At 67.8% G+C, this 23,041-nt stretch carries 20 protein-coding genes; 10 read left to right on the plus strand and 10 right to left on the minus strand.

Annotation, left to right across the window (positions count from 1 at the left end; translation table 11 throughout):
• Positions 1 to 4 precede the first annotated feature (4 nt).
• Positions 5 to 448 carry a MarR family winged helix-turn-helix transcriptional regulator gene (locus tag HH110_RS12300; protein WP_019184373.1) on the minus strand — a complete coding sequence of 148 codons (444 nt, stop codon included), beginning with the start codon at positions 446 to 448 and terminating at the stop codon, positions 5 to 7.
• 143 nt (positions 449 to 591) lie between these two features.
• On the opposite strand from HH110_RS12300, the gene HH110_RS12305 reads away from it, so the two are divergent.
• Positions 592 to 1,470, plus strand: a complete 879-nt coding sequence (locus HH110_RS12305; RefSeq protein ID WP_176989942.1) for a helix-turn-helix domain-containing protein — start codon at positions 592 to 594, stop codon at positions 1,468 to 1,470.
• A 58-nt stretch (positions 1,471 to 1,528) separates the two neighbouring features.
• Complete coding sequence (parC, locus tag HH110_RS12310) at positions 1,529 to 3,772, plus strand: DNA topoisomerase IV subunit A (protein ID WP_176989943.1); 2,244 nt, start codon at positions 1,529 to 1,531, stop codon at positions 3,770 to 3,772.
• A 344-nt stretch (positions 3,773 to 4,116) separates the two neighbouring features.
• Here parC and bfr read toward each other — a convergent pair whose 3' ends face one another.
• From bfr to asnB, 3 genes are all read right to left on the minus strand, one after another.
• The gene (bfr, locus tag HH110_RS12315) at positions 4,117 to 4,605 is read right to left on the minus strand and encodes a bacterioferritin (protein ID WP_176989944.1); all 489 of its coding nucleotides are present in this window, start codon (positions 4,603 to 4,605) and stop codon (positions 4,117 to 4,119) included.
• Positions 4,606 to 4,673: 68 nt separating this feature from the next.
• A complete protein-coding gene (locus HH110_RS12320; protein ID WP_176989945.1) occupies positions 4,674 to 6,062 on the minus strand; it encodes a cation:proton antiporter in 1,389 nt (462 codons plus the stop codon).
• 88 nt (positions 6,063 to 6,150) lie between these two features.
• Complete coding sequence (gene asnB / locus HH110_RS12325) at positions 6,151 to 7,842, minus strand: asparagine synthase B (protein WP_176989946.1); 1,692 nt, start codon at positions 7,840 to 7,842, stop codon at positions 6,151 to 6,153.
• A gap of 368 nt (positions 7,843 to 8,210) precedes the next feature.
• On the opposite strand from asnB, the gene HH110_RS12330 reads away from it, so the two are divergent.
• Both HH110_RS12330 and HH110_RS12335 read left to right on the plus strand, forming a co-directional pair.
• Entirely contained in the window at positions 8,211 to 9,089 is an 879-nt protein-coding gene (locus HH110_RS12330; RefSeq protein WP_176989947.1) for a tetratricopeptide repeat protein, read from the plus strand.
• A gap of 81 nt (positions 9,090 to 9,170) precedes the next feature.
• Entirely contained in the window at positions 9,171 to 9,854 is a 684-nt protein-coding gene (locus HH110_RS12335; RefSeq protein ID WP_176989948.1) for a pentapeptide repeat-containing protein, read from the plus strand.
• A 72-nt stretch (positions 9,855 to 9,926) separates the two neighbouring features.
• On the opposite strand, the gene dapE is transcribed toward HH110_RS12335, so the two are convergent.
• From dapE to map, 6 genes are read right to left on the minus strand one after another with little or no spacing between them, the layout of a single operon-like run.
• Positions 9,927 to 11,054, minus strand: coding sequence for a succinyl-diaminopimelate desuccinylase (gene dapE, locus HH110_RS12340; protein WP_176989949.1), 1,128 nt, complete (start codon positions 11,052 to 11,054; stop codon positions 9,927 to 9,929).
• The gene (locus tag HH110_RS12345; RefSeq protein ID WP_176989950.1) at positions 11,051 to 11,413 is read right to left on the minus strand and encodes a Spx/MgsR family RNA polymerase-binding regulatory protein; all 363 of its coding nucleotides are present in this window, start codon (positions 11,411 to 11,413) and stop codon (positions 11,051 to 11,053) included. The genes dapE and HH110_RS12345 overlap by 4 nt, the downstream gene beginning before the upstream one ends.
• 43 nt (positions 11,414 to 11,456) lie before the next feature.
• Positions 11,457 to 12,329, minus strand: a complete 873-nt coding sequence (locus HH110_RS12350) for a hypothetical protein (RefSeq protein ID WP_176990130.1) — start codon at positions 12,327 to 12,329, stop codon at positions 11,457 to 11,459.
• Positions 12,326 to 13,402 (minus strand): 2,3,4,5-tetrahydropyridine-2,6-dicarboxylate N-succinyltransferase, encoded by a 1,077-nt coding sequence (dapD, locus tag HH110_RS12355; protein WP_070473271.1) that lies wholly within the window; start codon positions 13,400 to 13,402, stop codon positions 12,326 to 12,328. Before dapD ends, HH110_RS12350 begins: the two co-directional genes overlap by 4 nt.
• A complete protein-coding gene (locus HH110_RS12360; RefSeq protein WP_176989951.1) occupies positions 13,402 to 16,041 on the minus strand; it encodes a [protein-PII] uridylyltransferase in 2,640 nt (879 codons plus the stop codon). The genes dapD and HH110_RS12360 overlap by 1 nt, the downstream gene beginning before the upstream one ends.
• A 2-nt stretch (positions 16,042 to 16,043) precedes the next feature.
• Positions 16,044 to 16,817, minus strand: coding sequence for a type I methionyl aminopeptidase (map, locus tag HH110_RS12365; protein ID WP_206677554.1), 774 nt, complete (start codon positions 16,815 to 16,817; stop codon positions 16,044 to 16,046).
• 271 nt (positions 16,818 to 17,088) lie between these two features.
• On the opposite strand from map, the gene HH110_RS12370 reads away from it, so the two are divergent.
• The 6 genes from HH110_RS12370 to HH110_RS12395 all read left to right on the plus strand — a co-directional run bounded on the left by HH110_RS12370 (position 17,089) and on the right by HH110_RS12395 (position 22,835).
• Positions 17,089 to 17,613 (plus strand): spore coat U domain-containing protein, encoded by a 525-nt coding sequence (locus tag HH110_RS12370; protein WP_176989953.1) that lies wholly within the window; start codon positions 17,089 to 17,091, stop codon positions 17,611 to 17,613.
• 8 nt (positions 17,614 to 17,621) lie between these two features.
• Positions 17,622 to 18,368 carry a molecular chaperone gene (locus HH110_RS12375; RefSeq protein WP_176989954.1) on the plus strand — a complete coding sequence of 249 codons (747 nt, stop codon included), beginning with the start codon at positions 17,622 to 17,624 and terminating at the stop codon, positions 18,366 to 18,368.
• Between the two features lie 7 nt (positions 18,369 to 18,375).
• Positions 18,376 to 20,724 (plus strand): fimbria/pilus outer membrane usher protein, encoded by a 2,349-nt coding sequence (locus HH110_RS12380; protein ID WP_176989955.1) that lies wholly within the window; start codon positions 18,376 to 18,378, stop codon positions 20,722 to 20,724.
• A complete protein-coding gene (locus HH110_RS12385) occupies positions 20,721 to 21,770 on the plus strand; it encodes a spore coat U domain-containing protein (protein WP_176989956.1) in 1,050 nt (349 codons plus the stop codon). The genes HH110_RS12380 and HH110_RS12385 overlap by 4 nt, the downstream gene beginning before the upstream one ends.
• 67 nt (positions 21,771 to 21,837) lie before the next feature.
• Entirely contained in the window at positions 21,838 to 22,113 is a 276-nt protein-coding gene (locus HH110_RS12390) for a hypothetical protein (protein WP_176989957.1), read from the plus strand.
• Positions 22,113 to 22,835: a molecular chaperone gene (locus tag HH110_RS12395; RefSeq protein WP_176989958.1), complete on the plus strand. Its 723-nt coding sequence runs from the start codon at positions 22,113 to 22,115 to the stop codon at positions 22,833 to 22,835. The genes HH110_RS12390 and HH110_RS12395 overlap by 1 nt, the downstream gene beginning before the upstream one ends.
• The last annotated feature ends 206 nt before the right edge of the window (positions 22,836 to 23,041 follow it).

Raw genomic sequence — 23,041 nt, forward strand, 5'->3', positions numbered from 1 at the left:
GAAGTCATGGCGTTACCAGTGAGTCGCGTACACGGGTCATGAGGGAAAGCAGCTGCGCGCGTTCGTCCGAAGACAGATCACGCATGGCGTCGTCGATGGTCTGGTCCCCGCGCTGTTTGAGGCGGGCCCACAACTGGCGGCCCGGCTCGGTCAGCACGATCTGCAGTGCCCGCCGGTCCTGGGCATGCGGCTCGCGCCGCACGCAATCCAGGGCTTCCAGCTTGTCCAGCAGGCGGGTCACCGCGCTCGGCACCTGGTCCAGGGCCTGGGCCAACTCGTTGGCGGTGCACGGGGCACGGGCCGCGAGCACCTTCAGGCCGAGATAGTGGGTGAAGCCAATACCGAGGTTTTCCTCGGCCATCGACGTGTCTAGCTGACGGACCAGGCCATCGCGCACTTGGCGCAGCAGGAGTCCGAAGCTGGGGGGATGGGCATCAGGGCAGATCATGGGTGAGCATTCTCTTCCAAAAAATATATTTCTCAATAGAAATATTTAATCTGGAACCAAATGCTGTGTTGCAACAATCAGAACAATGGGCAGGTCGCTACCTTAATGGCGCCCTGGACTGGCCCGGTATTACAATTTGGACAATGGATAACACTTTCAGGCCAGAGCGCGAGACCGACGCCACCCAGATGATCCGCAACCAGGTCTTGGACTGGTTCGAGCGCGACGATGGACTGGGCGTGCTCGGCTTCCGGATCGAGAGCGCCCGCGGGCTGGACCGGGAGATCGACTGGCACCAGCACCGGCGCGCGCAGCTGATCTGCGTGGAGGCGGGCCTGCTCACCACCCGCACCCGCCATGGCACCTGGTCGCTGCCGCCCGGCTGCGCCGGCTGGATGCCGCCGGGAGAGCCGCACACCGTGGATATCTGTGGGCCGCTAAGGGGCTGGGGCATCATCGTCAGCGCGGCGATGGCCCATGACCTGCCCGACGAGCCCTGCGTGGTGGCCATTTCCGATCTGCTGCAGGCCTTGTCGCTGCGGGTCACCGCGTGGGTGCCGGCGGCCGAACCCAGCCTGCGCCAGCAGCACATGATCGAGGTCCTGCTGGACGAAATCCGCAATGCCCCGCGCCAGCGCATGCATCTGCCGATGCCGCAGGACCGGCGCCTGCTGCGGATCGCCTCGCAGCTGATCGCCGATCCGGCCGACGGCCGCAGCCTGGAGCAATGGGCCCAGTGGGCGGGCCTGTCGCCGCGTACACTGACCCGGCACTTCCGCGATGAAACCACGCTCAGCTTCGCCCAGTGGCGCCAGCAGGCCCGGTTGGCCCAGGGCCTGCGCCGCCTGTCCGATGGCCAGAGCGTGTCCGACATCGCGCACGAACTGGGGTTCAGCAGCCCCAGCGCCTTCGTCACGGTGTTCCGCCGCCACTTCGGCAGCCCGCCCGGGCGCTATCTGGCGCGCAGCGGGCACCCCCTGAACCCATCACGCGGCTTGGCATCCCCGGCCGCATCCGGATAATCATCCGCCTGCGAGGGCGACAGCCGTCGCCGTCCCTTGCCACAGGTAACAATCCCGCATGACCGATCTTGCCCGCCCCGCGTTCCACGGCTTTGAACAGCTGCCCCTGCGCGAGTACGCCGAACGGGCGTACCTGGACTATTCGATGTACGTGGTGCTCGACCGCGCACTGCCGTTCCTCGGCGACGGCCTCAAGCCGGTGCAGCGCCGCATCATCTATGCGATGAGCGAGCTGGGTCTGAACGCGTCCTCCAAGCCGAAGAAGTCCGCGCGTACCGTCGGTGACGTGATCGGTAAGTACCATCCCCACGGCGACAGCGCCTGCTACGAAGCGCTGGTGCTGATGGCCCAGCCCTTCTCGTACCGCTACCCGCTGATCGAAGGCCAGGGCAACTTCGGCTCGACCGACGATCCCAAGTCGTTCGCGGCGATGCGTTACACCGAGTCCAAGCTGACCCCGATCGCCGAAGTGCTGCTGGGCGAGATCAACCAGGGCACCACCGACTGGACCCCGAACTTCGACGGCACCCTGGAAGAGCCGACCTGGATGCCGGCGCGCCTGCCGCACCTGCTGCTCAACGGCACCACCGGCATCGCCGTCGGCATGGCCACCGACGTGCCGCCGCACAACCTCAACGAGATCGTCAGTGCGCTGCTGCACCTGCTCGACGACCCGGATGCGACGGTCACCGACCTGTGCGAGCACGTGAAGGGCCCGGACTACCCGAGCTTCGCCGAGATCATCACGCCGATCGCCGATCTGCGCTCCATGTACGAGACCGGTTACGGCAGCGTGCGGGCGCGCTCCACCTTCCTGAAGGAGAACGGCAACATCGTGATCAACGCGCTGCCGTTCCAGGTATCGCCGTCGAAGGTGATCGAGCAGATCGCCGCGCAGATGCGTGCCAAGAAGCTGCCGTGGCTGGAGGACATCCGCGATGAGTCCGACCACGCCAACCCGGTGCGCGTGGTGCTGGTGCCGCGCTCAAACCGCGTGGACGCCGAGCAGCTGATGGGCCACCTGTTCGCGACCACCGACCTGGAGCGCAGCTACCGGGTCAACCTCAACGTGATCGGGCTGGACGGCCGCCCGCAGGTCAAGAACCTCAAGACCCTGCTCAGCGAATGGCTGCAGTTCCGCAGCACCACCGTGACCCGCCGCCTCAACCACCGCCTGCAGAAGGTCGAGCGTCGCCTGCACATGTTGGACGGCTTGCTGGTCGCCTTCCTCAACCTGGATGAAGTGATCCACATCATCCGCACCGAGGACGAAGCCAAGCCGGCGCTGATCGCGCGCTTCGCGCTGAGCGAGGAACAGGCCGAGTACATCCTGGAGACCAAGCTGAAGCAGCTGGCCCGCCTGGAAGAAATGAAGATCCGCGGCGAGCAGGACGAGCTGGCCAAGGAACGCGACAAGATCGTCGGCATCCTGGAGAGCAAGGCCAAGCTGAAGAAGCTGATCCGCGACGAGCTGGTGGCCGATGCGAAGAAGTTCGGCGATGACCGTCGCTCGCCGCTGGTGCAGCGTGGCGCGGCGCAGGCCATCGACGAGACCGAGCTGGTGCCGAGCGAACCGATGACGGTGGTGCTCTCGGAGAAGGGCTGGATCCGTGCGGCCAAGGGCCACGACATGGACCCGGCCACCCTGTCCTATCGCGAGGGCGATGCGCTGCTCGGCTCCGTGCGCGCACGCAGCACGCAGCAGGTGGCGTTCCTGGACAGCGAGGGCCGTGCGTACTCGACCCTGATCCACACCCTGCCCTCGGCCCGTGGCAACGGCGAGCCGCTGACCGGTCGCTTCTCGCCGGCCCCGGGCAGCGCCTTCATGACGCTGGCCAGCGGCGAGAACAACACGCGCTTCGTGCTGGCCTCCACCCACGGCTACGGCTTCGTGACCCGCTTCGAGAACCTCACCGGCCGCAACAAGGCCGGCAAGGCGATGCTCAACCTGACCTCCGGCTCCAAGGTGCTGACCCCGGCCGTGGTCGCCAATCCGGAGACGGACCGCATCGTGGCCGTGACCAGCTCGGGCAATCTACTGGCGATCGCCGCCAGCGACCTGCCGGAACTGGACAAGGGGAAGGGCAACAAGATCATCGACATCCCCAAGGCCAAGCTCGCCACCGAGCGCGTGGTCGCGGTGGTGTCGGTGGCGCCGGGCAACACGCTGCTGGTCCGCAGCGGCCAGCGCACGATGAACCTGTCCTTCAAGGACCTGGACACCTACCTGGGGACCCGCGCCACCCGCGGCCATCTGCTGCCGCGTGGCTGGCAGAAGGTGGAAGGCCTGGCGGTGGAATAAGGGTCCAGCGTCGACGTGGATCGAAACGGCCGGGGAAACCCGGCCGTTTTCTTTTGCGCCCACAGAAAAGGCCGGGTTTCCCCGGCCTTTCTGCTTGGTGCAGCGTCGGCTGGCTGGCGGATGCTGGCTGGCGGACGAGGGTTTGATGCGGCGTGCTGGCGAAGGCTGGCTGGCGCGAGAACCCGATGACGGGGTGGTGGATCGTGACGCATCCAGTACCCGTCTGGAGATACAGCCCCCTTGGAGTCCAAGGGGGCGCGCCGACAGGCGCGGGGATGTGGAAAGTGATAAGCCGGGGCCCGCGATGTGCGCAGCACGTCGTGGGGCTGAAGCGCGTATGCGCTTCAGTGCGCGGCCGTACCCTTCGCATCCATCTTGCTGGTCTGGTACAGCGCCAGGCCGATCCGCTTGATCAGGCCCAGCTGCTGCTCCAGCCACCAGGCGTGGTCTTCTTCGGTGTCCTTCAACTGCACCAGCAGCATGTCGCGGCTGACGTAGTCCTGGTGCTGTTCGCACAGCTTCATGCCGGCAGCCAGGTTGTTGCGGACGCTGTACTCGGTGTCCAGGTCCTTCTGCAGCATCTCTTCCACGGTCACGCCGGGCTCGAACACATGCGGGCGCATGTCCGGGTCGCCGCCGAGGAAGAGGATGCGGCGCAGCAGCGCATCGGCGTGCTGGGTCTCTTCTTCCATTTCGTGGTTGAGGCGCTCATATAGCGCGAACAGGCCCTGGTCTTCGTAGCGGCGCGAATGGATGAAGTACTGGTCGCGCGCGGCCAACTCGCCGCGCAGCAGTTCCTTCAAGCAGGCGATGACGTCCGGGTTGCCTTTCATGGGGGGGGCTCCTGATGAATCAATGCGCGCATGGTGCCCTATCTGGAATTCCGGTGATCTAATCGGAATCAGTTGCAGTTGCGCTTCCACCGCTCCATCGCATTCAGCAACGGCCCGGTCATGGCTGTGGTCACCAGCGCCATGATCACCAGCACGGCAAACAGGCGGTCACCCAGGAAGCCCAGCTCGTAGCCCAGGTTGAGCACGATCAGCTCCATCAGGCCGCGGGTGTTCATCAGGGCACCGAGCTTCCACGCCTCATGGCTGCCCATGCCGGCACTGCGCGCGGCGCTCCAGGTGCCGATCAGCTTCCCGAGCGTAGCCACCACGATCACGATCAGGCACAGCACCAGGTCGCTGGCCTGCAGGGCATCGGCGCGCATGCGCAGGCCGGTCATGGCGAAGAACAAGGGCAGCAGCAGGGTGACCGCGAACGGCTCGACACGCTCGGCCACGGTATGCCGCAGGGTGGCGTTGCCGGACACCGCCACGCCGGCCGCGAACGCGCCGAACAGCGCGTGGATGCCCAGCATCTCGGTGACCAGCGCGCAGCCCAGCGCCATCAGCAGCATGATCAGCAGCCAGCGTCCTTCCTGGCCCGGTGCGATCACCAGGCGCGAGAACCACGGGCGCACCACCCCCAGCATCAGCGCGACGAAAGCGACCACGCAGACCAGGTTGATCGTCGCGGGCACCCAGCCCTGCGATTGCGCAGCCGCCACGATCAGCGCCAGCAGGCACCATGCGGTGGCATCACCGAGTGCGGCGCAGGCGATGGCGGTCTGGCCCAGCGGCGTGCCGGTCATGCCACGGTCGGCCAGGATGCGCAGCAGCACCGGGAAGGCGGTGATGCTCAATGAGATGCCGACGAACAACGCAAAGCCGGTGAAGCCCACGCCCGGCGGTGCGTGCGCGCCGTAAAGCCAGATCGCCAGCAGCACGCCCAGCACGAACGGCACCGCGATGCCGGCATGGCTGACCACGAAGGCGAAACGCCGCCGCCCCCGCAGCCCGCCCAGATCCAGCTCCGCGCCGGCCACCAGCAGGAACATCAGCACGCCGAGCTGGCTGAGCAGGCCGAGCGAACCGAGCGATGCCGGCGGGAACAGCATGCCGTGCACCTGCGGCAACACGGCGCCCAGCACCAGCGGCCCCATCATCAGGCCCGCCGCCATCTCACCGATCACACCCGGCTGGCCGAGGCGACGGAACACCCAGCCCGCGGCCTTGGCGACCATCAGCAACACCAGCAACTGCAGCAGGAACAGACCGAGCGGCGCATGCAGATGCGCGGCCCAGTCGGCGCCCAGTGAGGACTCCGCACGGGCCACCTGTGCGGTCACGGCCGGGCCGGCAAACCGCGCCAGGCCCAGGCCGATCAACAGCGGCAGTGCCACCCAGCCCAGGTAGCGCCATGCCAGCCCGCTGCGGCGCATGCCGGTGGTGTCAGAGTCCATGACCGATCCCCATCGATTGAAGGGGCGATTCTACGGTCTGCACGCGCTGCCACACCACCGCGGACGACGCGGCGGTGTGGTCCATCGGTCAGGCCAGCGCCTGCTCGTGCACGCCGGCGATTGCGCGCCCGGACGGATCGGCCATCGCGGCAAAGCTGGCGTCCCATGCGATGGCGGCCGGCGAGGAACATGCGATGGACTTGCCACCCGGCACGGTTTCCGCCGCGGCCTGGGTCGGGAAGTACTGCTCGAACACGTGGCGGTAGAAGTAGGCTTCCTTGGTCTGCGGCGGGTTGTGCACGAAGCGCTTGTCCGCCGCCGCCATCACGCGGTCGCTGACCTGGGTTTCGGCATGTGCCTTGAGCCCGTCGATCCAGCCGTAGCCGACGCCGTCACTGAACTGTTCCTTCTGGCGCCACAGGATCGCGTCCGGCAGGTAGCCTTCGAAGGCCTCGCGCAGCACCGCCTTCTCGATCCGGCGTGCACCGGCGGGGCCCTGCCCGACCATCTTGTGCTTGGCATCGATGCGCATGGCCACATCGAGGAACTCGCGGTCCAGGAACGGCACGCGCGGCTCCACGCCCCAGGCCATCATCGACTTGTTGGCGCGCAGGCAGTCGTAGTTGTTGAGCGCGTCCAGCTTGCGCACCAGCTCTTCGTGGAACTCCCGTGCGTTCGGCGCCTTGTGGAAGTACAGATAGCCACCGAAGATCTCGTCGCTGCCTTCGCCGGACAGCACCATCTTCACGCCCATCGCCTTGATCCGGCGCGCCAGCAGGAACATCGGCGTAGACGCGCGGATGGTGGTGACGTCATAGGTCTCCACGTGGCGGATCACTTCCGGCAGTGCATCCAGGCCCTCTTCGAAGGTGTACTCGAAGCCGTGGTGCACGGTGCCCAGTGCTTCGGCGGCGATGGCGGCGGCCGCCAGATCGGGCGAACCCTTCAGGCCGATCGCGAAGGAGTGCAGGCGCGGCCACCAGGCTTCCGTCTGATCGCCATCTTCGACACGGTGGCGGGCATAACGCGCGGCAACCGCAGCGACCAGCGACGAATCCAGACCACCGGAGAGCAGCACGCCATAGGGCACATCAGTCATCAACTGGCGGTGCACCGCGCGCTCGAACGCCTCGCGCAGCTCGACGCGGTCGGCCTCGACGCCTTCCACCGCGTCGTAATCGCGCCAGGGGCGTTCGTAATAGCGGGTCAACGTATCGGTGGCACTGTCGTACCAATGGCCCGGCGGGAACTGCGCCGCGTCGGCGCAGATGTCCACCAGCGACTTCAGCTCGGAAGCCACGACCAGGCGGCCGTCCTTGTCGTGGCCCCAGTACAGCGGCACCACGCCGATCGGATCACGCGCGATCAGCACGCGCTGCTGGGCGCGGTCCCACAGCGCGAAGGCGAAGATGCCGTTGAGGCGGTTCAGGAAGGAGGCCGGGCTGTCCTCGCGGTAGAGGGCGTTGATCACCTCGCAGTCCGAGCCGGTCTGGAAGGCGTACGGCTGGGCCAGTTCGGCCTTCAGTTCGCGGTGGTTGTAGATCTCGCCGTTGACCGCCAGCGCCAGGCCGCCGTCCTCGGACAGCAGCGGCTGCGAGCCACCGGCCGGATCGACGATGGCGAGTCGCTCGTGGACCAGGATGGCGCCGTCATCGACATACACCCCGCTCCAGTCCGGGCCACGATGGCGCTGGCGCTGCGAGAGGTCCAACGCATGGCGGCGCAGTGCGGGGAGGTCGTCGCCGGCCTGGAGGCCGAAAATACCGAAGATCGAACACATGGGAACAGCTCCTGATAATGGGGGAATACACGTGTTGCAGGCATTCGACCGGCCACCCGGGCCCGGAAGGGGTAAACCCGGGCCACAAAAAAACCCGCATCGGTCGATGCGGGTTTTCTGGGGTCCGGGCGTGTTGCTTGTACTAGCCCTGGTCGCAGTCCCGCATCGGCCGCGCACGATTATTCGCGCGCAGATTGGTGCGGTTGGTATTGTTGACAGCGGTGGCCGGGAACGAGGACATGGACCGACCGTAACCGGGTTTCGACGGCGGTGCAACTGTTGCGATGGCAACCAAACCGACCGCCGCGGACAACCCGGGGCTCCGGGGCCGGGCGATAATCACCGCCCTTACGCATCACCTGGCTGGCATGACCCCTCGCATCGGACGCATCGCTTCACGCCTGGGCGGCATCGCCCTCACCTTCGCCCTGGTCGCCTGCAGCAGCGCCCCGTCACGGACGCCCGCAAGCATCGTGCAGTCGGTCGAGGCCAAGGCCGCCGACGGCAGTTTCGACAGTGCCTGGGACGCGGCGAAGACCTACGAAACCTTCAACGATCCGCGCGCCGTGACGTGGTATGAGCGTGCCGCCGCCGTCACCCCGTGGAGCTTCCACAACCCGCAGGCCGAAGAGGCGCTGGGCCGGATCTGGACCCACGGTGAGCTGCTGCACGGCACCGGCCCGAACATCGTCCAGGGCGCGGCGCTGCGTGCCTCGCCGCGGAAGGCCGAGCGCTGGTACCGCACCGCGGCCGAGCACGGCAACCCGATGGCCATGCTGATGCTGGCCAAGTTCCATCGCGAACGCGGTGACGCAGCGAGTGCGCTGCGCTGGGACCTGCGCGCGACCATCTACCACCACATGCAGTCCGAATCCTCGCGGCTGCCGCAGGCGATCGCGCCACAGCCGGATGGCACCCTGCATCCGCTGGTCGTCGACATCCAGCGGCGTGCGCAGCGTGGCGATGCCGACGCCCAGGTGGATCTCGGCGCGATGTACGAATTTGGGATGGGCCTGCCGTGCGATGGCCTCGAAGCGCTGCGCTGGTACCGGCGGGCGGCGGACCAGGGCAATGTGTATGGCCAGTACTTCACTGGTCTGCTGCTGGGGCGTGGGCGCGCGGGCGTGACGAAGGATCTCGACGCCGCCGCCGGATGGTTTGCGAAGGCCTATGCGCAGAAGTTCTATCTCGCCGATGAAACCTACTGGCGCAAGACCATCGAGCCGCCGTTCTGGACGTTCGGGTAGTGCCGGTCGCTCCGTTCTGTACACATTCTGCAGCGACCTTCAAGTCTGCCCCTGGTCCGGGACATCACCCAGAATGGACGCATGAACACTGTCACTTTCCGAGATGAGACCGTCACCCGCGAGCGTATGCAGGCCATCATCGCCGCGCATCCGCGGGCTGCCATTTTCGAGAGCTGCAGCTTCGATCACGGCGACTTCTCGCGGCTGGACATGGATGGCTTCCAGTTCCACCAGTGCTCGGTCACCGGCGCGTCCTGGCTGGCGGCCTCACTGGAAGAAAGCCAGTGGACGAAGTGCCGTGGCAGCCAATGCGATTTCAGCTCGGCGCTGCTCAGCGACGCGCGCTTCTCGCACTGCGATCTCAACAACAGTCACTGGCGCCGCGCGACGTTGTCCTCTGTGCAGTTCCAGGACTGCAAGCTGACCGGCGCGCACCTGCAGGAAGTCACCGGCTGGGCGCTGGAATTCCGCGATTGCCTGCTGGTGAGCGCGGACCTGCGCGGGATGTCGTTCCGCAAGGCGCAACTGGAGGGCATGGATTTCTCCGAGGCGGAGCTGTCCGGCTGCGACTTCCGCGATGCGGTGTTCAACGGCGGCAGCCTGCGCAACGCACAGACGCGGCTGACCCGGTTTGAAGGTGCGGACCTGCGTGGCACCGACATCAGCGGGCTCAACGTGATGGACGCCAAGCTGTTCAAGAAGGCGGTGATTTCGCAGCGCCAGGCGGCGGCCGCGTTGGCGTCGTTCGGGTTGATCGTGGCGTAAGGGCGAACCGACCAACGGTCGGTTCCTACCTGAGGCGGTAGGCGCCGACCGTTGGTCGGCGCAGCGCTTGCATCAGGCCAACAGGCGCTCGATCAAGCGCTGGTACAGTGCCGGCAGCGCTTCCAGATCCGCCACGCGGACGTTCTCGTCGACCTGGTGGATGCTCGCATTGACCGGCCCCACTTCGATGCACTGCGCGCCCAGCGGCGCGATGAAGCGCGCATCGGAGGTACCACCGCCGGTGCTCTCCTCCGGCGGCGCACCGGCGAACTCACCCAGGACGTCGCGGGCAACCCTGCGCAGCGTGCCTTCCGGGGTGTAGAAGGGCTCGCCGCTGCGATGCCACGTGAGGGTGTACTCGAGCGCATGCCGCTCCAGCAGCGTGGCGATCTCCTGCTCCAGTGCCGGCGCAGTCCAGTGTGGGTTGTAGCGCAGGTTGAACAGCACCTGCAGCTCGCCGGGGATCACGTTGTTCGCACCGGTGCCGGCATGGATGTTGGAGACCTGCAGGCTGGTCGGCGGGAAGCTCTCGAAGCCATCGTCCCAGTGCCGTGCGGTCAGTTCCGCCAGTGCCGCGGCAGCGAGATGGATCGGATTGCGCGCCTTGTCCGGATACGCGACATGGCCCTGCACGCCTTTCACCGTGAGCGTACCCGACAAGCTGCCGCGGCGGCCGACGCGCAGCAGATCGCCAAGCACTGCGGTGGAGGACGGCTCACCGGTGATGCACCAGTCGATGGCCTGGCCGCGCTCGCGGAAGATGTCGGCCACGCGCCGCACACCGTCGATGGCGTCGCCTTCCTCGTCGCTGGTCAGCAGCACGGCCAGCGTGCCGGGATGGTCTGGATGGGCGGCCACGAACTGCTCGGCAGCTACCACGAAGGCGGCCACGCTGCCTTTCATGTCGGCCGCGCCGCGCCCGTACAGCACGCCCTCGCGGATCTGCGGATCGAACGGATCACTGGTCCAGGCCGAGACCGGGCCGGTCGGCACCACATCGGTATGCCCGAGCAGCACCAGCACCGGTGCGCCCTGCCCGTGTGTGGCCCACAGGTTGTCGACCTCGCCCAGGCGCAGGTGTTCGCAGTGGAAGCCGGCGCGTTCAAGACGGCCGGCCAGCAGCGCCTGGCAACCGGCGTCCTCGGGCGTGACCGAGGCGCGCGCGATCAGGTCGCAGGTCAGCGCAACGACGTCGTTCACGCGCCCACTCCGAACCGCTGCTTGAAGCCGTTGTCCGAGAAGCCCTGGGTCATCACGCCCTCGGCACTCACCACCACCGGGCGCTTGATCAGCTGCGGGTACTCGCGCAGCAGCAGCTTCCATTCGGCCTCCGAATCAGCCGCTTTGCGGTTCTCCGGCAGCTGCCGCCACGTGGTGGAGGATCTGTTGATCAACGCGGGGAAGCCACCGGCCTGGGCCGCCCAGTCGATCAGGGTCTCCGGCGTTGGCTTCTCGTCGCGGTAGTCGACGAAGGTGTACGGCACCTGGAAACGGTCCAGCCACTTGGTAGCTTTCTTGCAGGTGTCGCAGTTCTTCAATCCGTACAGAGTGGTGGTCATGGCGCGGCGTGCAGCATCGATCAAGAAGGACGCCGTGAGGATGTCACAACAGGCGTTCGGACACGACCCGGAACGGCACCTGCGGCACCCGGAAACAGAATGCGTCGGCCAGATCGACGCCCATCGCGGCCAGGTGCGGGCAGGTCACCGCCCCCTCCAGTTGCAGCGACTGCACGCCTTCCAGGGCAATCGGCAGATCGATATGGGTCAGGGCCAGCCGACCATCCGGGGCGACCGCGAACGCGGCCTCCTGACAGGCCAGAAAAGTCATGGCCTGCGCTGCATCGGTGAAGGCACCGGCTGCCCATGCAGCCGCCAAGCCCTCTGTCGGACGCACCTGCGCCTGTAGTGCGGGGGCACTGCCCTGCCCCGGCTCGATCACGGTGTGCCCGCCATCGGCATCGACGGCATGCTCGAAACGGGCGGCCAGATGCGGTTGCATGGCGTCGCTCCACAACCGGGCACCGACCGCGTGCACCACGCTGTCGATCACATTGCGGTCGAACAGCACCTGCGGCGTGGCGGGCCCGGCGGCCGCATCGTCCGGCACCACATACCAGCGCCAGTTACTCTGCAGCGGAGAGGGAAACAGGCCACGCAATGGCCCCGCCAGCGCCGGCCCGAAATGGCCGTGGCGGTACGTCAGGATCGTGTAGGGCGTACGCCCCTCATGCACGAACAGGCGATGGCCCGGCGGCGGCGGCGGTGCATGACGCACGTCCACCCACCAGCTCAGGTACACCACCTCACGCACATCACTGATCAACGCCGGTACCGGAACCACGCGGGTCAGCGCGCGCCGGGCGGCGGTCAGATGCGCGCAGCCCAGCAGATGCTGCAGCGCGCGTCCCGGCCACCCCGCGAACGGGTGCCGGTAGCGCGCTGCCTGCGCCAGCGCGGGCTGCGGCGTACTCAGTCGGCCAGGCCGCGCAGCAGGTCGTTGACGCTGGTCTTGCTGCGGGTTTTGGCATCGACCTGCTTGACGATCACGGCGCAGTACAGCGAGTGCGAGCCGTCCTTGGACGGCAGCTGGCCGGAGACCACCACGCTGTAGGGCGGCACCGAGCCGTAGCTGATCTCGCCGGTGGCGCGGTTGTACACGCGGGTGCTCTGGCCGAGGAACACGCCCATGCCGATCACGCTGTGGTGGCCGACCACGAAGCCTTCCACCACTTCCGAACGCGCACCGATGAAGCAATGGTCTTCGATGATGGTCGGGCTGGCCTGCAGCGGCTCGAGTACGCCACCGATGCCGGCGCCGCCGGACAGGTGGCAGTGCTTGCCGATCTGCGCGCACGAACCGACCGTGGCCCAGGTGTCGACCATGGTGCCCTCGCCCACGTAGGCGCCGATGTTGGTGAAGCTCGGCATCAGCACCACGTCCTTGCCGAAGTAGCTGCCACGACGCGCGATCGCACCGGGCACCACGCGCACGCCGGCGCGACGGAACTTGGCTTCATCGAACCCGGCGAAACGCGACTCGACCTTGTCCCAGAACGGCGCCGGGCGGGCATCGACCACGGCCATGTCGTTGACGCGGAAGTACAGCAGGACCGCCTTCTTCAGCCACTCGTTGACCTTCCAGCCACCGTGGCCATCCGGCTCGGCAACGCGGAACTCACCGGTTTCCAGGCCATCGATGACGCGGCCGACCAGCGGCTTGGTGGAACCTTCGATCTCATGCAGGGTCAGCGTGGCACGGCGCTCGAACGCGCTCTCGATGCCGAACTTGAGCTCTTCCACGCCCGGCGTGGCCGGCTTGCGCAGCGACTTGCGCGCGATGGTGGCGTCACGGCTGGCACTGCGCTTGGCGGCGCTCTCGGCCGGGGTAGCAGCGACCTTGCGTGCCGGCGCCTTTTTGACCGGCGCCTTCTTCACCGCGGGCGCCGCCTTCTTTGCGGCGGCGGTCTTCTTCACCGCAGGCGCGGCAGCAGGGGTCTTGGCCGCCGCGGTCTTCGCGGCGGTCTTCTTGGCAGGCTTGGTGGCCATCAGTGGGGGTCTCCGGCTTTTCGATCAGGGTCCAGGCAGGCAAGCATCGTGTCTTGCAGCTGCTGTCTGGCGGATTCGGTCAGGGCGTGATCATGCTCATCGCTGATCACGAACATGTCTTCGGCGCGCTCGCCGAAGGTGGCGATGCGCGCATCATGCACGCGCAGCCGTTGGTTGCGCAGCACGAACGCCACGTCGGCCAGCAGGCCGGGGCGGTCGGGCGCGACCAGGCTGAAACGGGTGCTGGTGGTGTCGCCATCGGTGATGTCGCGGAACTCGATGCGCGGCGCGAAGCGGAAGTGGCGCAGCTGGCGCGGGATGACCCGGCGCGACGGCCGCAGGCGGGTCAGGTCGCCGGCCAGCGCTTCACGCAGGCCGGCTTCCAGGCGCAGCGCATCACCGTCGGCGAAGCTGTCGGCCGGGGTCACTTCGAACGTATCGAAGATGGTGTCGACCGGGCCGTCCAGCACGCGGGCGCGATGGATGCCGTAGCCCTTGCGGTCCAGCGTCATCACGATCGCGGCGAACAGGCCGTCGCGATCGGGCGAGTGCACGAACACTTCCAGCGCATGGTCGTCCGGGGTGATCCGTCGCACCTTGACCAGGGTCTGGCCCTGCTTGATCGGCACCAGCGCGGCCGCCTGCCAGGCGAGTTGTTCGGGCCGCAGCCGGATGAAGCTCTCATCGGGCATCACCGTGAACTGGCGCTCGATCGTCGCATCGTCATAGCCGCGCTCGCGCACCAGCTGGCGCACCGATTCGCGCGCTTCGGCGACACGCTCGGCGGCCGGCATCTGGTTTTCCAGGCCATCGCGCAGCGCGCGTCGCGCGGCGAAATACAGGTCGGCCAGCAGACGATCCTTCCACGCATTCCACAGCTTGGGGCTGGTTCCGGCGATGTCGGCGCAGGTCAGCAGATAGAGGTAGTCGAGCCGGTCGCGGCTGGCCACCAGGGTGGCGAAGCGGTGGATCACGTCCGGATCGGAGATGTCCTGCTTCTGCGCGGTGACCGACATGCGCAGGTGCTGCTCGACCAGCCAGGCCACCAGCTCGGTATCGGAACTGCTCAGCGCCAGCGCCTGGCAGAACTCACGCGCATCCACCGCACCGAGTTCGGAGTGATCGCCGCCGCGGCCCTTGGCGATGTCATGGAACAGGCCGGCCAGCAGCAGCAGCTCCGGCTTGCGCAGGCGCGGCCAGACTTCGTGCGCGATCGAGAAGCGCTCGTCGGCACGGCTGGTGGCGAACAGGCCGATGTTCCGCAACACCATCAGCGTGTGCTGGTCGACGGTGTAGACATGGAACAGATCGAACTGCATGCGCCCGGAGACCTGCGCGAACGCAGGGATCCATTGGCCCAGCACGCCCAGGCGCGCCATCCGCGCGAGGGTGTCCACCGCGCGCGGGCTGCGCAGCAGCGCAAGGAACTGTTCGCGGGCGGCGGGGCTGGCGTCGGTATACGCGGCCAGCTCGGGCAGGGCTTCGGCCAGCGCGCGGGCTGTCAGCGAATGCAGGCCGCGCACGTCCGGGTTGTAGGCCCAGCTGGAGAACAGCGCGAACACCTGTTCGATGTCGCCCTGCGGCCACGCAGCATCATTGGCCGCCAGGTAGCCGCGACGCAGCGAGAAACCGACGCTGACCGGCTCGGGCACCGCTTCGCCATCGAACTGTTCTTCAAAGCGCTGCAGCAGGCGATCACTGATCCGCCGCACCACGGTGGCGCTACGGTAGAAGCCCTGCATCATTTTTTCCACGGCCAGGCTTTCGATGTCGTCTTCGAAGCCCAGGCGGGCGGCAAGTGTCTTCTGGTAATCGAAGCGCAGGCGCTCTTCCGGCCGGTTGGCGACCAGGTGCAGGCCGAAGCGCAGCCGAGCCAGCGCACAGCGCTCGCGCTTGAGCGCAGCCGCCTCATCCGGGCCGAGATGGCCCAGGCCGACCAGGGCTTCCAGGTCGCGCACGCCGAACGCGCGCAACGCCATCCAGCCCAGCGTATTGAGATCGCGCAGCCCGCCGGGGCCGTCCTTGATATCCGGCTCGAGGTTGTCGGCGGTGTCGCCGAAGCGCTGGTGGCGGGCCAGCAGTTCCTCGCGCTTGGCGAGGAAGAATTCGCGTGGGGGCCACAGACCTTCCACGTTGACCGCCGCCTTCAGGGCCTGGCGGGCCGCGTCATCGGCGACCACCGGGCGCGACTCGATCAGTGCGGTCAGCACGGTCTGGTCGGCGCTGGCCTGGGTGCACTCGGCCGGCGAACGCACCGCGTGGCTGACCGGCAGGCCGCAATCCCACAGCAGCGCGAAGAAGCGCGCCAGACCGGATTCGTGGCGTCGCTGCTGCTCGGGCGTGCCCAGCACCAGCACGTCGATATCCGAGCGCGGGAACAATTCGCCGCGCCCGTAGCCGCCCACCGCGAACAGCGCCAGTCCCGACCCCGCCGGCAGGCAGCGATGCCAGGCCAGCCGGATCAGGTGATCGGCCGCGCGGGCGCGCAGCGCGAGCAGGCGCTCGATGTTGTCGCCCTGGTCGAAGCGGCGATACAGCCGCGCGTCGGTCTGTTGCAGCGACTGGCGCGCCAGTGCCGCCCAGTCCGGGTCGGCGACGGATTCGGCCGGCGCGTCCAGCATCGGGCTCGCCGGCAGCATGCTCAGACCTGCGATTCGCCGGGCGAGAGGGTCAGCACGTCGACGCCGGTCTCGGTGACCGCGACCATGTGCTCCCACTGCGCCGACAGCTTGCGGTCCTTGGTGACCACGGTCCAGCCGTCCGGGAGCACCTTGTTGTAGCGGGTGCCCTCGTTGATCATCGGCTCGATGGTGAAGGTCATGCCGGGCTGCAGCACCAGGCCCTGGCCCGGACGGCCGTAATGCACCACCTGCGGCTCGTCGTGGTAGACCTTGCCGATGCCGTGGCCGCAGTACTCGCGCACCACGCTGAAACGCTCGGCTTCGGCATAGCTCTGGATCGCATGGCCGATGTCGCCCAGCGTCGCGCCCGGCCGCACCGCGCGGATGCCGCGCCACATGGCTTCGTAGGTCGCATCGACCAGGCGCTTGGCCATGACCGACGGGGTGCCGACGCAGTACATGCGGCTGGTATCGCCGTGCCAGCCATCCTTGATCACGGTCACATCGATGTTGACGATGTCGCCGTCCTTGAGGACCTTGGCTTCGCTGGGGATGCCGTGGCAGATCACGTTGTTGACCGACGTGCAGACCGTCTTGGGGAAGCCGCGGTAACCGACATTGGCCGGCGTCGCCTTCTGCACATTGATGATGTGGTCGTGGCAGATGCGGTCCAGCTCTTCGGTCGTCACGCCCGGCTTGACGTGGGGGGTGACGATGTCGAGCACCTCGCTGGCCAGACGGCCTGCGATGCGCATCAGTTCGATTTCCTCGGGGGTTTTCAGATTCACGCTCATGGCGACCATTATCGCCGATCCGGGGCCAATCTGAACGGGATCGGGTGGAACGCCGACAGCCGCGGTTTGGGCGGAGTTTCAGTCAGGTCGATGAATGAATGCGATAGGCGTCTCAAAAATGGCGTTTGTGCCGAAAACGGCCATCGAATCGTCCAAATCTCACGGGTTCCCCACAACGGCAAATCTATAACCGGGTCAACACCGTTCCCCCGCCCCACCGTTCGGCAGCATCGTGTTGTTCAGCAAGGACCTACGTCCAAGGAGCATGCCCATGCGATTTCTCCGTCCCGCCCTGCTGAGCCTGGCCCTTGCCAGTCTCGCTTCGCCCGCCCTGGCGGCCGATACCACGACCTTCAACGTCAAGATCATCATCACCAAGGCGTGCACGATCACCGCAGCCGCCGCCACGGACGTGGATTTCGGCTCCGCACTGTCCACGGCCACCACCCCGTCCAATGCCCAGGGCACGATCACGGCACAGTGCTCGGCGCTGACCCCGTACACCGTCGCGCTCAATGCCGGCTCCAATGCGGGTACCGCCAACGATGTGACCACGCGGCGCATGAAGAACACCGACGCCAGCGTCACCGCCAACAATTTCGTCGGCTACCAGCTCTACCGCGATGCCGCGCACACCAATGTGTGGGGCGCCACGGCGGGCACCAACACCGCCGCCGGCATCGGCACCGGCCTTGCGCAGACGCTCAATGTCTACGGCCAGATCGCCAACCCCAGCGTCAACAACGCCGCTGCCGGTAACTATCAGGACACGATCACCGCCACGATCACCTACTGAGGTCCGCCATGCCGATTTCCGCAGGGCGTCGCCCTGGGCGGTTCGGGTGCGCGGCCCTGGGCTGGCTGTGGCTGCTGATGGGGAGCGCCGCCGCCGCAAGCCTGCAGGTCGCCCCTACATCACTGCAGCTCACGCCGCGGCAGAACGCCGATGCACTCTGGCTGACCAACAGCGGTACCTCGCCCGTACAGGTGCAGGTGCGGGTGTTCGAGTGGCGCCAGGACGCCGGCCAGGATCACCTTGTGCCCACCACGGACCTCCAGGTGAGTCCGCCGATGCAGTCGCTGGCCGCCGGCCAGCAGCAGCTGATCCGGGTGGTGCGCAGCGTGCCCACCCCGCCTGCTCAGCAACGCGCTTACCGGGTGGTGGTCGATGAACTGCCCACGGTGGATCCGCGCCGCACCGGGATGCAGTTCGTCCTGCGCTATTCGATGCCCGTATTCGTCCAATCCGACGCGGACGCCCCGCTGCGACACGCCCTGCAGGCGCGCCTGACCCGGCTGGATGACGGGCGACCGGCCCTGGAGGTGCACAACAGCGGCAACAGCTACGCGCAGCTGGCCGATCTCGGCCTGGGCCCGGCCAACCGCCCCCAGATCATCCATCCCGGCCTGCTCGGCTATGTCCTTGGCGGACAGACCATGCGCTGGCCACTGGAGGTTCCGGCGGCCCGCCTGGCGGGCGCCACGTTCTCGGCAAAGATCAATGGCGAGTCGGCCCAGACGCCACTGCCCGCCGCGCCGCCGGCTCGCTGAGGCCTGCATGCGGATGCTGCTGACCGCGACGCTGACCCCGTGCGCCGCGATGGCAGCCGACGCAGACATCGGCGCTTCGGGCGATGCGATGCTGCCCCCGCCCACGCCGTTGACCGCCGCGCAGACGCTGTACCTGGACGTGACGCTCAACCAGACCCCGCGCGGGTTGCTGCCGTTCACCGAGCTGCAGGGCCGGCTGATGGCCGCCGGCGCCACGCTGCGCCAGCTCGGCTTTCCGGCACGCGGCGAGGACCCGGTCGCGCTCGATCAGCTCGGCGGCGTGGTCGTGCGCTACGACGCGGCATTGCAGACGCTGGCCCTGGACGTCCCGCTGGAACAGCTGTCGCTGCCCACCACGCGGCTGGAACGCCCGACCGAGACCGCACCGGCGGCGGCCGCCTCGCCCGGCGTGGTGCTCAACTACGACGTCTATGGGAGCCACAACGAAGGCGGTGGCAACCTGGCCCTGACCACCGCGCTGCGCGTGTTCGGGCTGGGCCAGGGGGTACTGGAGACCAGTGCGCTGCTGCGCACGTACCAGGACCCCGCCGATCATCAATGGCAGGGCGAAAGCGTGCGCCTGGACACCGCGTGGCGCCTGGATTTCCCGGATTCGGCGGTCTCCCTGACCGTGGGCGACTTCTACAGCGGCTTCGTGGACTGGAGCCGACCGGTGCGGATGGGCGGCGTCCAGGTGGGACGCAATTACGGGCTGCAGCCCTACCGCGTACTGACCCCCACGCCCACGTTTCTCGGCGAGGCGGTCGTCCCCTCCAATGTGGAGCTGTATGTGGACGGCCTGCGCCAGTACAACGGCGAGGTGCCGATCGGCCCCTTCCAGCTGGCCGCGCAGCCCGGCATCAACGGCACCGGCAATGCACAGGTGGTGATCACCGACGCCTTCGGCCGCATGCAGACGCTGGATTTTTCCTTCTACGGTACGCAGCAGCTGCTGGCCAAGGGCCTGTCCGACTGGTCGGCCGGCGTGGGCAGGATGCGCCGGGACTACGGTATCCGCTCGTTCGCCTACGAAACACCGGTGATCGGCAGTGCCACCTGGCGCTACGGCGCGAGCGATCGGTTTACCGCCGAGGCGCATGCGGAAGGCGGCGGCGGCGTACTCAACGGCGGTGCCGGCGGGTGGTGGCTGCTGGGCGGCGCCGGCGTGGTCAACGCTGCTTACGCGCACAGCCGCTATGCGGGGCTGCAGGGCGGCCAGTATTCCCTGGGGTACAGCTGGAACAACCGCCGATTCAACGTCAATGTGCTGACCCGGCGAACACACGGCGCGTATCGCGACCTTGGCGCGCTGCAGGACACGCTGCCGCCGGACATCAGCGAGCAGGCCACGCTGGGCATCAACCTGCAGGACGCCGGCTCGCTCAGCGCCAGCTACCTGCGGCTGCGCTATCCCGACGGCGACGACAACCGCTACGCCAGCCTGTTCTGGTCGCGCAGCTTCGGCGATCGCTGGTCGGCCTACCTCTCGTTCAATCAGAACCTGGCCGACAGTGATGACCGCAGCGCGTATCTGTCCGTCTCGGCCGCGCTCGGGCGCAACCGGCAGAGCAGCGTGTCCGCACAGCGCAACGGTGAGCGGCTGACCTATGTCGCCGATCTGTCCCAGCCCGTGCCGGGCGACGGCAGCCAGGGCGGTTATGGCTGGCGGGTGCAGGCGCGCGGGGGCGACGACGGTGCCGGCGGACTGGCCGAACTGGGCTGGCTCAACCGGGTCGGGCGCTATTCGATGGGCTATGCGCGCCAGGATGATGTCGACTACGGCTACGCCAGTGCCAGCGGCAGCGTCGTCTGGATGGGCGGACATGTCTTTGCCGCCCGCGAAGTACCCGACGCCTTTGCAGTGGTGTCCACCGATGGTTTCGGCGGAATCCCGGTGCGGCTGGAAAACCGGCTGATCGGCAGCACCGACAGGAACGGCCTGCTGCTGGTCACCCCGTTGCTGTCCTGGCAACGCAACCGGCTGTCCATCGACACGCTGGACCTGCCGGCGGACATGCGCGCGGATCGCGTGGATACCTGGGTCACGCCGCGGCAGAGCGCAGGGCTGGGCGTCAACTTCGGCCTGCGCCGCACCCAGGCGATGCATGTGGTCCTGCACGATCCCGCCGGCGCCCCCCTGCCCGTCGGCAGCCAGGTGCGCCTGCCCGGCGGCGGTTCCGCCACGGTGGGCTACGACGGCGAAACCTACCTGGAGGACGTGGCCACGCCGGTCCAGCTCGAGGTCGACCTGCCCGACGGGCACTGCCGCGTGCACCTGGCGCCGCCGGTCGCCGCGACCTCGCCGGGCGTGCCCTCGATCGGCCCGCTGCGCTGCCTGCCGGTGTCGGCGCCATGACGGCCGTACGACTGTTCGCGATCGTGCTGGCGGTGATGGCGTCGTGCTGGGCAGCGCCGGCACGCGCGGCTACGACATGCACGGCCACGGCACCGACGGCACTGGCGTTCGGCACGATCACCAATGGTGCGGCGAACCCGACCAACGCCATGACCAGCTTCACCATTACCTGCAACACGGCCGCGTTGAGCCTTCTGGGCAGCGCCAGCGTGCGTGCCTGCCTGAAGATAGGCACCGGCAGCACCGGCAGCACGCTGCTGCCCACCCGCAGCATGACCAATGCCACCGCCGACCCGATGGCCTTCCAGCTCTATACCAACGCTGGACGCACCACGGTGTGGGGCGCGGTGCCGGGCGCTTCACCGCCGGCGGCGGTGGTGACCCTCAGCTACAGCGTGCCCTTGATCACCGGCGGCAGCGGCGCACAGTCGGTCACTGTGTATGGCCAGATTCCCGCCGCCCAGGTGCTGTCGGCCGGCGCTTTCACCAGCAGCTTCACCGCCGCCAACGTCAGCCTGGAATACGCCTACAACGAAAGCATCATCGGCACCGCCCAGCCGCCGGCGCTGTGCACCAGCACCAGCGGAGTCAGCGGACACAAGACCGCCGACGGCGCGTTCCCGTTCACGGTCAGCGCCAACGTCCTGCCCCAGTGCAGCACCTATGTCACCACCGACATGGACTTCGGCAGCAACGCCGGCGCGATCAGCGCCAACCTCGATCGCACCTCGACGATCGGGCTGACCTGCATCAATCGCACCGCCTACAGCATCGGCCTGAACAACGGGCAGAACGCATCGGGCAACGTGCGCCGTATGCGCTTCACCGCACCGGACAGCAGCGTCTACTACATCCCCTACGAGCTCTACCGCGATGCGGCGCGCTCACAGCGCTGGGGCAACACGATCAACACCGATACCCAGGCCGGCACCGGCACCGGCGCCGCGCAGAGCCTCACCGTCTACGGGCGGGCGCCGCCCACCACCGGGGCGATTCCCGCCCAGGGCAGCTACAACGACGTGATCACGGTGACCATCACCTATTGAGGGGAAGAACGCTCAAGGCGCGCTGATCGCAGCCGTTAACGGTCGCATCCCTGCCGTCCGATATTCGATGCCCCCGCGACCGCCGTCCCTCGTCCTGGCCTGCCTGCTGGCTGCCTGCGCCACCGCGCCCGCTGGCGCACGTCCGGGCGTGGGCACGGCCACCCCACTGCGGATCGGGGTACGGATCATCGCCGACTGCCACGGTGCCGGGGCGCGCGACATCAGCTGCCGGCCGGCCCGGCAGCGCAGCGATGACACGCGCCCGGTACCTGCCCAGGTCGCGGCCTTGAGTCCCGCCCTCAAGGCCACGGACCGCCCGGTCCCGGTCACCGTGACCTACTGATGCGCTGGCTGATGCGCTGGCTGCTGGCCCCCTTGCTGGCGGTGGTGGGCATCCTGCCGGTGCGGGCCCTGGAGATCCGCCCGGTCAGCGTCTCGGTCCCGGCGGGCACCGCGCATGCCGAGGTGTGGCTGGAAAACACCGGAAACACGCCCTGGAAGGGCCAGGCCCGCCTGTACCGCTGGGAACAGGCCGGCGACCAGGAGCGCCTGCTGCCCGCCGGCGAGGTCGCGGTCAGCCCCGCCCAGCTCACCATCGCTCCAGGCCAGGGCCAGCGGGTGCGCGTGGTCCTGCTTGGCGGCGCCCCCGACGTCGTCCAGCAGGCCTATCGGCTGGTGCTCAGCCCCGGGCCGGATGCGGCCGCCGGAACCGCGCGCTATTCCCTGCCAGTATTCGTCGAGCCGCAGGCCGTGGCGCCCCGCTCGCGGCTGCGGGTGGCGATCGCCGGCAGCACCGGCACCCCACTGCTGCGGCTGTACAATGACGGTGCGGCACACGCCCACCTTGCCGATCTGGCGTTCGTGGACGCCCGGGGCCGGCGACACGGCCTGATCGACGGGCTGGCGGGATATGTCCTGCCGCACAGCGCCCGCAGCTGGAGTCTGCCGCCGCGCCCGGACGGCTACGCCGGCGGCTGCTTCCAGGCCCGCCTGGACCACGCAGCAGAGGCCGCCCTGCCCTCCGTGGCGCCCGAGATTGCGGCACCGGCACAACCCGGGCTATAATCGACCGGATCTCCTGCCTCATCGAAGCAGGAAACACGTCAACACCGGACGTCACCGGTGAATCCACACCTGCCGCCCATATCCGTGCCGGGGTGCTCCGCAAGGAGTTCGGTCACGGAAGCGACAGGGAAGCCAAACCCCGGAACCACCCGCCTTGCGGCGGACCGCCCAACTATTACCCGTGGCGGCCGGTTCCCTATCAGGAG

The sequence above is a fragment of the Stenotrophomonas sp. SAM-B genome (assembly GCF_013387485.1).
Lineage (GTDB): Bacteria > Pseudomonadota > Gammaproteobacteria > Xanthomonadales > Xanthomonadaceae > Stenotrophomonas > Stenotrophomonas maltophilia_AA.

Excerpts from the sequence above, each read along its gene's own strand:
- HH110_RS12370 (WP_176989953.1), top strand. The coding sequence starts at position 17,089 with ATGCGATTTCTCCGTCCCGCCCTGCTGAGCCTGGCCCTTGCCAGTCTC.
- map (WP_206677554.1), bottom strand. The coding sequence starts at position 16,817 with ATGAGCGTGAATCTGAAAACCCCCGAGGAAATCGAACTGATGCGCATC.
- HH110_RS12335 (WP_176989948.1), top strand. The coding sequence starts at position 9,171 with ATGAACACTGTCACTTTCCGAGATGAGACCGTCACCCGCGAGCGTATG.
- HH110_RS12345 (WP_176989950.1), bottom strand. The coding sequence starts at position 11,413 with ATGACCACCACTCTGTACGGATTGAAGAACTGCGACACCTGCAAGAAA.
- asnB (WP_176989946.1), bottom strand. The coding sequence starts at position 7,842 with ATGTGTTCGATCTTCGGTATTTTCGGCCTCCAGGCCGGCGACGACCTC.
- dapD (WP_070473271.1), bottom strand. The coding sequence starts at position 13,402 with ATGGCCACCAAGCCTGCCAAGAAGACCGCCGCGAAGACCGCGGCGGCC.
- HH110_RS12320 (WP_176989945.1), bottom strand. The coding sequence starts at position 6,062 with ATGGACTCTGACACCACCGGCATGCGCCGCAGCGGGCTGGCATGGCGC.
- HH110_RS12300 (WP_019184373.1), bottom strand. The coding sequence starts at position 448 with ATGATCTGCCCTGATGCCCATCCCCCCAGCTTCGGACTCCTGCTGCGC.
- HH110_RS12305 (WP_176989942.1), top strand. The coding sequence starts at position 592 with ATGGATAACACTTTCAGGCCAGAGCGCGAGACCGACGCCACCCAGATG.
- HH110_RS12380 (WP_176989955.1), top strand. The coding sequence starts at position 18,376 with ATGCGGATGCTGCTGACCGCGACGCTGACCCCGTGCGCCGCGATGGCA.
- HH110_RS12390 (WP_176989957.1), top strand. The coding sequence starts at position 21,838 with ATGCCCCCGCGACCGCCGTCCCTCGTCCTGGCCTGCCTGCTGGCTGCC.
- HH110_RS12395 (WP_176989958.1), top strand. The coding sequence starts at position 22,113 with ATGCGCTGGCTGATGCGCTGGCTGCTGGCCCCCTTGCTGGCGGTGGTG.
- HH110_RS12385 (WP_176989956.1), top strand. The coding sequence starts at position 20,721 with ATGACGGCCGTACGACTGTTCGCGATCGTGCTGGCGGTGATGGCGTCG.
- HH110_RS12330 (WP_176989947.1), top strand. The coding sequence starts at position 8,211 with ATGACCCCTCGCATCGGACGCATCGCTTCACGCCTGGGCGGCATCGCC.
- HH110_RS12360 (WP_176989951.1), bottom strand. The coding sequence starts at position 16,041 with ATGCTGCCGGCGAGCCCGATGCTGGACGCGCCGGCCGAATCCGTCGCC.
- HH110_RS12375 (WP_176989954.1), top strand. The coding sequence starts at position 17,622 with ATGCCGATTTCCGCAGGGCGTCGCCCTGGGCGGTTCGGGTGCGCGGCC.
- bfr (WP_176989944.1), bottom strand. The coding sequence starts at position 4,605 with ATGAAAGGCAACCCGGACGTCATCGCCTGCTTGAAGGAACTGCTGCGC.
- parC (WP_176989943.1), top strand. The coding sequence starts at position 1,529 with ATGACCGATCTTGCCCGCCCCGCGTTCCACGGCTTTGAACAGCTGCCC.